Origin of the sequence: Roseateles sp. (assembly GCF_036404855.1) — a bacterium.
Classification (GTDB): domain Bacteria; phylum Pseudomonadota; class Gammaproteobacteria; order Burkholderiales; family Burkholderiaceae_C; genus Pelomonas.
In genome coordinates this window covers 60,946-71,648 of record NZ_DASWYS010000374.1, presented here as the reverse complement: position 1 = coordinate 71,648, position 10,703 = coordinate 60,946, and the positions used below count along the sequence as shown (strand labels likewise).

The 10,703-nt window shown below is 68.8% G+C and carries 9 protein-coding genes and 1 other RNA gene; 8 read left to right on the top strand and 2 right to left on the bottom strand.

Going from position 1 to position 10,703, the window contains the following annotated elements:
- The first annotated feature begins 91 nt into the window (after window positions 1-91).
- From pyrC to VGF12_RS25275, 5 genes are read left to right on the top strand one after another with little or no spacing between them, the layout of a single operon-like run.
- Window positions 92-1,135, top strand: a complete 1,044-nt coding sequence (gene pyrC, locus VGF12_RS25295; protein WP_331178814.1) for a dihydroorotase — start codon at window positions 92-94, stop codon at window positions 1,133-1,135.
- Entirely contained in the window at window positions 1,132-2,007 is an 876-nt protein-coding gene (locus VGF12_RS25290) for an NYN domain-containing protein (RefSeq protein WP_331178813.1), read from the top strand. Before pyrC ends, VGF12_RS25290 begins: the two co-directional genes overlap by 4 nt.
- Complete coding sequence (locus VGF12_RS25285; protein ID WP_331178812.1) at window positions 2,004-2,705, top strand: DUF3025 domain-containing protein; 702 nt, start codon at window positions 2,004-2,006, stop codon at window positions 2,703-2,705. Before VGF12_RS25290 ends, VGF12_RS25285 begins: the two co-directional genes overlap by 4 nt.
- A gap of 11 nt (window positions 2,706-2,716) precedes the next feature.
- Entirely contained in the window at window positions 2,717-4,084 is a 1,368-nt protein-coding gene (locus VGF12_RS25280) for a serine protease (RefSeq protein WP_331178811.1), read from the top strand.
- Complete coding sequence (locus VGF12_RS25275; protein ID WP_331178810.1) at window positions 4,084-5,082, top strand: FHA domain-containing protein; 999 nt, start codon at window positions 4,084-4,086, stop codon at window positions 5,080-5,082. The genes VGF12_RS25280 and VGF12_RS25275 overlap by 1 nt, the downstream gene beginning before the upstream one ends.
- A gap of 33 nt (window positions 5,083-5,115) precedes the next feature.
- Here the strand turns inward: VGF12_RS25275 and cysK are convergent, their stop codons facing one another.
- Together cysK and VGF12_RS25265 are read right to left on the bottom strand one after the other, a co-directional pair.
- On the bottom strand, window positions 5,116-6,033 hold the full coding sequence (gene cysK, locus VGF12_RS25270; RefSeq protein WP_331178809.1) for a cysteine synthase A: 918 nt from the start codon (window positions 6,031-6,033) through the stop codon (window positions 5,116-5,118).
- Window positions 6,034-6,077: 44 nt separating this feature from the next.
- The gene (locus VGF12_RS25265; RefSeq protein WP_331178808.1) at window positions 6,078-7,148 is read right to left on the bottom strand and encodes a flavodoxin family protein; all 1,071 of its coding nucleotides are present in this window, start codon (window positions 7,146-7,148) and stop codon (window positions 6,078-6,080) included.
- Between the two features lie 66 nt (window positions 7,149-7,214).
- Between VGF12_RS25265 and rnpB the strand changes: the two genes are divergently transcribed.
- The 3 genes from rnpB to VGF12_RS25250 all read left to right on the top strand — a co-directional run bounded on the left by rnpB (window position 7,215) and on the right by VGF12_RS25250 (window position 10,663).
- An RNA gene (gene rnpB, locus VGF12_RS25260) (RNase P RNA component class A) lies at window positions 7,215-7,542 on the top strand.
- A 235-nt stretch (window positions 7,543-7,777) separates the two neighbouring features.
- Window positions 7,778-9,358 (top strand): methyl-accepting chemotaxis protein, encoded by a 1,581-nt coding sequence (locus VGF12_RS25255; protein ID WP_331178807.1) that lies wholly within the window; start codon window positions 7,778-7,780, stop codon window positions 9,356-9,358.
- A gap of 96 nt (window positions 9,359-9,454) precedes the next feature.
- Complete coding sequence (locus VGF12_RS25250; RefSeq protein ID WP_331178806.1) at window positions 9,455-10,663, top strand: multidrug effflux MFS transporter; 1,209 nt, start codon at window positions 9,455-9,457, stop codon at window positions 10,661-10,663.
- Window positions 10,664-10,703 lie beyond the last annotated feature (40 nt).

Genomic DNA, 10,703 nt, shown 5'->3' with positions numbered 1-10,703 from the left:
TTGGTGCAGCGGCTGGAATGTTATGGGTATCGATGATCGATTCTATGGATCCAAAGCCCTCCGCGCTGGCGGCGATGGGAGAATCCGCCCCATGCACGCATCTTCCGACACCCTGACGCTCACCCGCCCCGACGACTGGCACCTGCACCTGCGCGACGAGGCGGCGCTCGCCAGCGTCCTGCCCTACACGGCGCAGCAGTTCGCGCGCGCCATCGTCATGCCCAACCTGCGCCCGCCCGTCACCACCGCCGCGCAGGCCGTGGCCTACCGCGAGCGCATCCTGGCGGCCCTGCCCCCGGGCTCCGACTTCCAGCCGCTGATGACGATGTACCTGACGGACAACACGCCGCCGGACGAGATCAAGCGCGCGCGGGACGCCGGCGTGGTCGCCCTCAAGCTCTACCCGGCCGGGGCCACGACCAACAGCGATGCCGGCGTGACCGACATTCGCAAGACCTACAAGACGCTGGAGGCCATGCAGCGTGAGGGCCTGCTCTTGCTCGTGCACGGCGAGGTGACGGATGGCGACATCGATGTCTTCGACCGCGAGGCCGTGTTTGTCGAGCGCGTGATGACGCCGCTGCGCGCGGCGATGCCGGAGCTGAAGGTCGTCTTTGAGCACATCACCACCAAAGAAGCCGCGCAGTACGTGACCGAGGCCGACCGCTTCACGGCCGCCACCATCACGCCGCAGCATCTGCTCTACAACCGCAACGCCATCTTCACTGGCGGCCTGCGCCCGCACTACTACTGCCTGCCTGTGCTCAAGCGAGAGGAGCACCGCCAGGCGCTGCTCCAAGCCGCCGCCTCGGGCCTGCCGAAGTTCTTCCTCGGCACAGACAGCGCGCCGCACGCGTCGGTGATGAAGGAGAACTCGGTTTGCGGCGCCGGCTGCTTCACCGCCATCTCGGCGCTGGAGCTGTATGCGGAAGCCTTCGAAGGCATCGGCGCGCTGGACAAGCTCGACGCCTTCGCCGGCCATCACGGCCCCGACTTCTACGGCCTGCCTCGCAACACCGGCACCGTCACGCTCAAGCGCCAGCCCTGGGCGCTGCCGGAGGCCGTGCCTTTCGGGGAAGCCCAACTGAAACCGCTGCGTGGCGGCGAAACGCTGAACTGGAAACTGATCGCATGAACGAGAACAAAAAGGTTGCCTTCCTCGTCGACTTCGACAACGTCGCCACCGACGTCATCGAGCAGGCCCTGAACGCCGTGTTCAAGGACTACGGCGCCGCGCACATCCGCCGCGCCTACTGCAATGCCGAGCAGGCGCTGCGCGAACAGAACTTCCTGAAGCGGCTGGGTCTGCGCGCCATCGTCAACCTGGCCATCGGCAAGAACTCCACCGACATCGCGCTGGCCGCCGACGCCATGGACCTGGCCATCACCGAGAAGCCCGACGTCATCGTGCTGGTGTCGTCCGATAGCGACTTCGCGCCGTTGGTGCTGCGGCTGCGCGAGAAAGGCGCCTGGCTGCGCGGCTTCGGCCAGTACGGCAAGACGGGCGACGGTGTCATCCAGATCTACGACCAGTTCAACGAGCTGGCCCACGGCAGCCCCAGGCCGGCGGCCAAGCGCGAGCCCGCGAAGAAGGCTGCAGCGTCCAGGCCGGCGGCGAAGAAGGCGGAGAAGGCCGCGCCGGCCAAGGCCGCGGCACCGACCCCCGCACCGACCCCCGCACCGACTCCCGCACCGACACCGGCACCGGCACCGGCACCGACACCGAAGGCCGCTCCGAAGGTGGCCCCCGCGACACCGTCCAAGGCTGTGACTGCGCCCGTCGACGCGAACGTTGCTGCGGCGAAGGAGATCAACGCCGTCCTGGCCCTGCTGCCCAAGCTTGCAGACGGCCAATGGCACGACCTCGGTGCCGCTGCCAAGGCCTTGAAGGAGGCCGGGCTGCTGGCCAAGACAGCACCATCGACCAAGCTCTTCCGCAAGCATCCGCAGGCCTTTCAGCTGCAGCCGGACAAGAACCCCAATCAGGTCCGCTTCGGCCACGGATGATCGCCCCCGACTGGGCGCAGCCCTGGTTCGCGCCTTACCGCGACGTGGCGGTGCCAGTGCTCGCGCGGCTGGCGGCCGGTCGGCCCGTGCACAGCGCACTGGCCCACGAGCGCTTCGAGCCGGCCGGCCCGCGGAACACCGGCTACGAGCAGCACATCGCCGCCACCGGCCGCGTACCGACGCGGCACAACGCGCATGACCTGTTCAACGGCCTGGTTTGGCTGCGCAGTCCGGGCTTCAAGGCCGCGCTGAATCGCGCGCACATCGCTGCGCCGCCGGCGCCGCCCGGGCGCCGCGGCCCGCTGCGAGATGCGCTGACGCTGCTGGACGAGAGTGGCCTGCTGCTCGCCGTGCCACAGCCGCTGCGGCAGGCCTTGCGCGAGCAGGACTGGACGACTCTGTTCGTCACACAGCGCGCGTTATGGCGGCAGGCGCGCGCCCTCGTCGTGGGCCATGCATTGCTGGAGAAGCTGCTGGCACCTCGCCCGCCGCTGTGCGCCCGCGTCCTGTTCGTGGCCGACATCGAGGCGCCGCAGTTGCCCGCCACGCTCCGGCCGGCGGACCTGCCGCCGCTCCCCGTGCTCGGCATTCCCGGCTGGTGGGCGCCGAATGCTGCAGGCGACTTCTATGCTGACGATCGGGTATTCCGCCCAAAGCGGCTAGCATCGGCGCCCGCCCAGGGAGGTTTTGCTTGTTGATGAAGTCCTGTTTGAAGCTGCTGACAGGTCTGGCCTTTGCAGGCCTGGCCGCCGTAGCCCCTGCGCAGTCGGCGCCGCCCGTTGCGCCGCCCGTTGCGCCCCCCACCGCGGCGGCGCAGGCCCAGCAACCGCCCACGGTGTCTGCCAGCGCCCGGCGCCTGTACGAGCGCAGCAAGAGCCAACTGCTGCAGATCCGCACGCTGCTCAAGACCCAGGACAGCCAGGCCTCCGTGGGCTCGGGCTTCCTGGTCAGCGACGAGGGCCATGTCGTCACCAACTACCACGTCATCAGCCAGTTCGCACTCGAGCCTGACAGCTACCGACTGCGCTATGCGACGACCGACGGCCAGAGCGGCGCGCTCGAGCTGCTGGACTTCGATGTCCGCCGCGACTTGGCGCTGCTGCGCGCCGTCGATGACGGTAAAGGCGGGGGGCTGAAGGGCCGCGGCGCGCTGGGCTTCCGGCCGCAGAACCAGCCGCTGGCCAAGGGCGAGCGCATCTACTCCATGGGCAACCCGCACGACGTCGCCTTCGCCGTCGTCGAGGGCAACTACAACGGCCTGGTCGAGCGCAGCTTCGACCCGCTGATCTACTACGCAGGCGGCATCAATCCCGGCATGAGCGGTGGGCCGGTGCTGGACGAGGACGGTCTGGTCGTTGGCGTCAACGTGTCGACGCTGCTGTTTGCCCAGCAGGTCAGCTTTCTGGTGCCGGGCGAGTTCGCCGAGGGGCTTGTCAAGCGCAGCCTGGCCGCCAAGCCCATACGCACGGCGGCCTGGAGCCGGCTGCGCGAGCAGCTCACGAAGTACCAGGACGAACTCGTCACCCGCTTCCTCGCCCTGCCCTGGGAAAGTGCGAACAACGAGCGCTACCGGCTGCCGGTGCCCAAGCAAGACTTCATGCGCTGCTGGGGGCGGGGCACGCCGGCGGACACCAAGGGCCTTGACTTCGAGCGCTCGCAGTGCCGCATGGACCACCCGCTCTTCGTGGGCGGCAGCCTGCAGACGGGATGGCTGGACATGTCCCACGAGGCCTATGACGGCAGCAAGCTCGGCGCGTTGCGCTTCGCGCGCCAGTATTCAGGCAGCTTCCGCAACGAGCGCCTGGGGCAGGCCGACAAATCGCGCACGGCGCCCTATTGCAAGGAGCAGTTCGTCGACCGCGACGGTCTGCCGCTGCGCGCCGTCGTCTGCCTGCGCGCCTACCGCAAGCTGGAGGGGCTGCACGACCTCAGCGTCCTCGTGACGACGGTGGATGCTGCGAACCAAGGCGCCCTTGGGCGCTTCGACGCCCGCGGCGTCAGCTTCGACAACGCGCTCAAGCTCGCGGCGCATTACCTGGGGGGCTTCGCGTGGACGAACAGCAGCAAGGCCAAGTGATGGTGGACGCCCCCAAGGCGCCGGCATCGGCCGTCGTCGAGCTGCTGGGCCGGGACGGCCGTGCCACCCTGGTTCAGCGCGTGACGCGCTGGCCGGTGCGCATCGGCCGCTCGCCGGCCTGTGACATCGTGTTGGACGACGGACACCTCGCTGCAGAACACGCGGAGCTGCGGCTCGCCCCGGGCGGGGGCGTGCTGCTGAAGCTGCTGGAGAGCCGCAACGGCGGCCACGTCGGCAGGCAGCGCCTGGTCTCCGGCGACGAAGCGCCATTGCCCGGGGGCGGCGCCTTCCAGTTGGCCGGCTGCTCGCTGCGCCTGCGCACCACCGACGACCGGCTGGCGCCTGAGCACCTGCTCATCGTCGACAAGACGCGTCACTGGGCGCTGGTGCCGCTGCTGCTTGTGGCGATGCTGTTCTTCCAGTGGGTGGATCGCTGGAGCGCCGTCGATCCCGACGCGCGCTGGGTGGACTACGCCTCACCGCTGTTGGCGCCGCTGGCTTTCGTGCTTGCCTGGGCGGGGTTGTGGTCGCTGGCCAGCCAGTTGTTCCAGCACCGCTTCCCGTTCACGACACATCTGCGCCGCGTGCTGGTCGTTGTTGTCGCGTTGCAGGTTCTCGAATGGACCCTCCCGGCCATCGCCTACGCCTTCTCCTGGCCGCGCCTCATGGCGCTGGAGTCGCTGGCCACGCCGGTGGCTGCCGCGGTGCTGGTCGCCTGGCATTCCCGCCTCGTCTGGCCGGGCGCCCGGCGCACGCTGAACGGCGGCATCGTGGCCCTGCTGTTGCTGGGCCTAGGCCTGCAGGTTGGGAGCCGCCAGGAGCAGCAGTACGTCTTCGGCCCGCCCTACCTCGCCAGCCTGCCGCCGCCGGCGCTGCGTCTGGTGGCCCCTAAGCCACCCGAGGCTCTCATTGAGTCGCTGAAGCCGCTGAAGGCCGAGCTGGCCAAGCAGGCGCGCAAGGACAACGAGGGCTTCGAGGAAGAGCAGGGCGGCGAGTAGTCGCCGCACCGCGACCGCCCCGAGAGGCGCGGCTCAGTTCTGGGGCAGAAAGCCCTCGACGGACAAGTAACGCTCGCCGGTGTCGTAGTTGAAGCCCAGCACGCGTGCGTTCGCGGGCAGCTCGGGCAGCTTCTGCGCGATGGCGGCCAGCGTCGCGCCGCTGGAGATGCCCACCAGGAGCCCCTCCTCGCGGGCGCAGCGGCGGGCGTATTCGCGCGCGGCCTCGGCTTCGACCTGGATGACACCGTCCAGCAGCGCGGTGTCCAGCACGGCCGGGATAAAGCCCGCGCCGATGCCCTGGATGGGATGTGGGCTGGGCTGGCCGCCGCTGATGACCGGCGAGGCGCTGGGCTCCACGGCGTAGACCTTGAGTTGGGGCCACGCGGCCTTCAGCACCTGGGCGCAGCCGGTGATGTGGCCGCCGGTGCCGACGCCAGTGATCAGCACATCCAGGCCGTCGGGGAAGTCGCGCAGGATCTCCTGCGCCGTCGCCTTGGCGTGGATGGCCGGGTTGGCTCCATTCTCGAACTGCTGCGGCATCCACGAGCCGGGGTGCTGTTCCAGCAGCTCGCGGGCGCGGGCGATGGCTCCCTTCATGCCCTTCTCGCGCGGCGTCAGGTCGAAGCTGGCGCCATAAGCCAGCATCAGGCGGCGGCGCTCGATGCTCATGCTGTCGGGCATCACGAGGATGAGTTTGTAGCCCTTGACGGCCGCCACCATGGCCAGGCCCACACCGGTGTTGCCCGAGGTCGGCTCGATGATGATGCCGCCCGGCTTGAGCAGGCCTTGCGCCTCGGCGTCCTGGATCATCGAAAGCGCGATGCGGTCCTTGATCGAACCGCCCGGGTTGCTGCGCTCGGACTTGACCCAGACCTCAGCGCCTCCGAACAGGCGTTGCAGGCGAATGTGGGGGGTATTGCCGATGGTGTCGAGGATGCTGGCGGCTTTCATCTGGGGCTCCGTATCGCTGAAGCGCCCGAGTTTGCCAGCAGCGCCTACTTCGGGCGCGGCCGTGCCAACGCTTCGTCGCCCCGCCTGAGGAGACCGTCGCGGGCCAGGCCCACGGCGCGTGCCACTGCCTGGGCGGCAAGGCGCACCTCCGCCTGCACGGCAAGGTCGGCATCCAGCGCGTCGTGGCTGGTGGCATAGGGCTGGTAGTAGCCGATGTAGCGCTCCAGCCGGGCGCCGAAGCCGGCGTCCAGCAGCCCCATCCAGTCGAGCCAGTCCGACAAGGCGCGGCGCGTGCCGTCGATGCCAGCCACGTCGCCATGCACGACCAGGCCATAGACGCGGCCGGCGAGGTGCTTGGGGTAGTCCCAGCCCTTGAGTTCCAGATCGCGAGCGAGCTGAGCCTGCTTGCCCTGCGTGGAGGTCGGGTCGGGGTTGCCGCCATCGGCGCAGACGAGGCGGTCCATCATCAGTTTCAGCGGGCTGGGAGCCTGGTACCAGTGCACCGGCGCAAGCAGCAGCACGCCATGGGCGGCCACCCACTGCTCGTAGATCTCGGCCATCCAGTCGTTGGTTTGCCCGTTCGCGTGGTTGGGGTAGCAGCTGCAGGGCCAGTGGCACAGCGGCATCGCGGTGGACACGCAACCCTTGCAGGGGTGGATGTGGCGGTCGTAGTCGGAAGTCAGGCGGCTCAGGTCCAGCATGTCGACCGCCATGCCCTCGGCCTCGCAGGCGCTGCGTGCGATCTGTGCCAGCCGCCAGGTCTTGGAAATCTCGCCGGGGCAACTGCCGTCGTTGCGTGGCGAGGCGTTGATGATGAGGACGCGCGACGGCGCAGCGCGGTCCGTCCATCGCGCCTGGGCCTGCTGCAGGCGCATCTGCAGCTCGCGCCACTCGCGCGACAGGTCGTAGTCCGGATCAGCGAAGCCGGTGCCGGCCTTGACGGTGAGCGGCGCCTTGCGGCCTTGCTGGAAGGCCTCCCAGGCGATCTGCTCCAGCCGCCCGAGCGCCTCCCGCTCGGGGGCGAAGGCGGGATCGACGAAGCGCTGGCGGAAGCGCTCGCCAAACGCCTGGCGCGACGTCGGCTGCGCCTGGCCTGTTCTCATGGGTGACGTCATTGCGGGTCTCCGGGTTCAACGGTTCGCGGCAAGCCGCATGCCCACAGCAGCGATAATCGTTCCCGTGAAGCAAGCCAGACCGCCGCTGGGGCAATCTCGGAAACGAGGCCCTGGAGGAAGGTCCGGACTGCATAGAGCGGCGTAGCAGCTAACGGCTGCCCGGCGTAAGCCGAGGATCAGAGCAACAGAGACGAGCCGGTTAAGTCCGGGTGAAACGGGCAATCTCTACGCGCAGCAACACCAAGTAGGCCAGCGTTGATGCGGCTCGCAGAGCTGGCGGGTAGGTGGCACCGAGCCGGGCAGTGATGTCCGGCCCAGAGGAATGGCGGTCACGCCGTCCGAACCGCAAGGGGAGGGCGGTGCACAGAATCCGGCCTATCGGCTTGCTTCACTCTTTCTTTCGTTTCCCTTTCCCGCTTCCCTTTTCCCTCGCCAAGCGCGTTTGCAGCGGCTAGATTCACGCTTTAACGACGTTAGCCCCGGGGCTGCGCCGTGTCACTCCATGCCTGGCGCCACGCGGCGCAGCCGCCGCCCCGGGTCGGGCGGCCCATCGAATCTTCCACGGTGCTCGAAGCGCCCGAATCGAGTGCCGGGCTCAGGCTTCGGGCGACATCAAGGGGAGTGTTGCGATGAAGGTGAGCAATCTAAGTTTGCGCTCCAAGCTGATGCTGGGCTTCGCGCTGCTGGCTGCAGTCGTGCTGCTCGTGTCGGGCCTGGCGCTGAACTCCTTGAGCCGATCCAACGGCCGTTTCACCGGCTACCTGGAGGGTGTCGGCGAGCGCGAGCGCCTGGTCAACGACGTGCGTGGGGCGGCGTCGCGGCGGGCCATTGCGGCGCGCAACCTGGTGCTGGTGACGACGCCCGCTGACCGCGAATTCGAGAAGGCGAGTGTCAGCCGGGCGCATGAGGACATGGGGCGGGTCATGGCTGCGCTCAAGCAGGCTGTGGCCAAGGCGGGCGACCTGGGTGAGCGCGACGCCGCGCTGGTGGCCGACATGGAGCGCATCGAGTCCCAATACGGCCCGGTGGCCCTGGCCATCGTTGGCATGGCTTTGGATGGCAAGCGCGACGAGGCGATCGCCAAGATGAACGGCGAATGCCGCCCGCTGCTCGCCGCGCTGCTGAAGGCGACCGAGGAGTACCTCGCCTACGAGGGGCGCGAATCTCTTGCGCGCGTGCGCCAGACCGAGGCCGCCTATGGCCGTGACCGCGCAGTGATGGTGGGTGCCAGCGTTGCGGCCGTGGCTGCCGCCGTGTTGCTGGGCTGGGCGCTCAGCAATGCCGTGACACGGCCGCTGGCGCGTGCCGTGCGGCTGGCCGAGGCGGTGGCCTCGGGCGACCTGACTTCGGACATCTTGGTAGATCGTGGCGACGAGACCGGCCAGTTGCTGGCCGCGCTCAAGCGCATGAACGATGGCCTGGTGGACATGGTGTGGCGCGTGCGCCAGTCAGCGGACAGCATCGCCACCGCGTCGCAGCAGATCGCGACAGGTAACCATGACCTGTCCAGCCGGACCGAGCGACAAGCCAGTGCGCTGCAGCAGACGGCGGCGTCCATGCAGGAGATGACGTCCACCGTGCAGCGGGCCGCCGAGAACTCCCGCCAGGCCAGCCGGCTGGCCACGGCAGCGACCGAGGTGGCCGGGCGCGGCGGCGACGTCGTGCAGCGCGTTGTGACTACCATGGGCGAGATCAGCGACTCCAGTCGGCGCATCGCCGACATCATTGGCACCATCGACGGTATCGCCTTCCAGACCAACATCTTGGCGCTGAACGCGGCCGTGGAGGCTGCGCGGGCCGGCGAACAGGGGCGGGGCTTCGCCGTCGTGGCCGGCGAGGTGCGTGCCCTGGCCCAGCGTAGTGCGCAGGCGGCGCGCGAGATCAAGGGCCTGATCGGCGCCAGCGTCCAAAAGGTCCAGGACGGCAGCGAGCTCGTCGGGGAGGCGGGAGCGACCATGGGCGATATCGTCAGCCAAGTGCGCCGCGTGACGGACCTGATGGCCGAGATCAACTCCGCTGCCACCGAGCAAAGCAGCGGGATCGGCCAGGTCAACCAGGCGGTCGCATCCATCGACCAGGGCACGCAGCAGAACGCGGCTCTCGTGGAACAGAGCGCTGCCGCGGCCGAGAGCCTGCGGCAGCAGGCGGCCGGCCTGCTCGACGTCATCGGGCAGTTCAAGACGGCGCAGTCGCGACAAGGTTTTGCGTGAGGTGTGCCGCAACCCCGCGCCAGCGCGCGTGGGAGCGGGTCGATACACTGGCCGGCCGTCGCATCCTGCGGCTGCCCTGCCCACCCGACCGCCCCGATGAATCCTGACGCCAGCCGCCTGTGGCGCGCGCCCCGCTGGGCCCTGTCCGTCCTGCTGGCCTGCCTGGCCATGGTCGGCCCCTTCTCCATCGACACCTATCTGCCGGCCTTCGCCGGGATTGCCGCCGCGCTGGATGCGACGCCGGTACAGATGCAGCAGACGCTGTCCGCGTACCTGCTGGGCTTCGCCTTCATGAACCTCTTCCACGGCGCGCTGTCGGACTGCTTCGGCCGCCGCCCCGTCGTGCTGATCGGCCTGGCCGTCTTCACGCTGGCCAGCATCGGCTGCGCAGTGGCGAGCTCCATCGGTCAGCTGGTGTTCTGGCGCACCGTGCAGGGCATGTCGGCCGGCGCGGGCATTGTGGTGTCGCGGGCCATCATCCGCGATATGTTCCCTCCGGCGGACGCGCAACGCGTGATGTCGCAGGTGACGCTGTTCTTCGGCGTCGCGCCGGCCATCGCGCCCATGGTCGGGGGCTTCCTGTTCGTGCACGCCGATTGGCACTCGATCTTCTGGTTCCTGACTGCGGTGTCTGCGGCGCTGCTGGTGTCCAACTGGCGGTTGCTGCCCGAGACGCTCCATCCCGATCTGGTCCAGCCCTTTCACGTCGGCGCGCTGATGCGCGAGTACTGGCGGCTGTGCACCAGCAAACGCTTCATGATGCTGGTGCTGGCCAGCGGCATCCCGTTCAATGGCATGTTCCTATACGTGCTCGCGACGCCGGTGTACCTGGGGGACCACCTGCAGTTCGCGCCGACGCAGTTCTTCTGGTTCTTCCTGTGCACCATCGGCGGCATCATGGCCGGCGCGGCTGTCAGTGGCCGGCTGGCCGGCAAGATGTCGCCGCAACGTCAGATCATGCGCGGCTTCCGCATCATGGTGGTGGTGTCGGTCGTCAATATCGCGCTCAACCTGTTCGCGCCGCTGAACGCCTTCTGGGCGCTGCCGCTGATCGGCCTGTTCTCCTTCGGCTGGGCCATGATGGTGCCGGTCGTCACGTTGCTGGTGCTGGATCAGGTGCCCGAGCGGCGCGGCATGGCGTCTTCACTGCAGGCCTGCATCGGCTCGGCGGCCAACGGCCTCGTCGCCGGCCTGCTGGTGCCGCTGGTCATGCACTCGACGGTGGCTCTGGCGTTCACCTCCGCCGGGCTGATGCTGGTCGGCCTGGTGGCCTGGTACGGCGTCAGGCGTTCGATCGCGGCCTGAAGTGCCGCTCAAGCTCGCGGCCAGCCTGCCGAAAATGACC

What these genes read in the sequence shown, in the direction of transcription:
- VGF12_RS25255 (WP_331178807.1), top strand. Translation starts at nt 7,778, where the DNA reads ATGAAGGTGAGCAATCTAAGTTTGCGCTCCAAGCTGATGCTGGGCTTC.
- pyrC (WP_331178814.1), top strand. Translation starts at nt 92, where the DNA reads ATGCACGCATCTTCCGACACCCTGACGCTCACCCGCCCCGACGACTGG.
- cysK (WP_331178809.1), bottom strand. Translation starts at nt 6,033, where the DNA reads ATGAAAGCCGCCAGCATCCTCGACACCATCGGCAATACCCCCCACATT.
- VGF12_RS25250 (WP_331178806.1), top strand. Translation starts at nt 9,455, where the DNA reads ATGAATCCTGACGCCAGCCGCCTGTGGCGCGCGCCCCGCTGGGCCCTG.
- VGF12_RS25285 (WP_331178812.1), top strand. Translation starts at nt 2,004, where the DNA reads ATGATCGCCCCCGACTGGGCGCAGCCCTGGTTCGCGCCTTACCGCGAC.
- VGF12_RS25265 (WP_331178808.1), bottom strand. Translation starts at nt 7,148, where the DNA reads ATGACGTCACCCATGAGAACAGGCCAGGCGCAGCCGACGTCGCGCCAG.
- VGF12_RS25275 (WP_331178810.1), top strand. Translation starts at nt 4,084, where the DNA reads ATGGTGGACGCCCCCAAGGCGCCGGCATCGGCCGTCGTCGAGCTGCTG.
- VGF12_RS25290 (WP_331178813.1), top strand. Translation starts at nt 1,132, where the DNA reads ATGAACGAGAACAAAAAGGTTGCCTTCCTCGTCGACTTCGACAACGTC.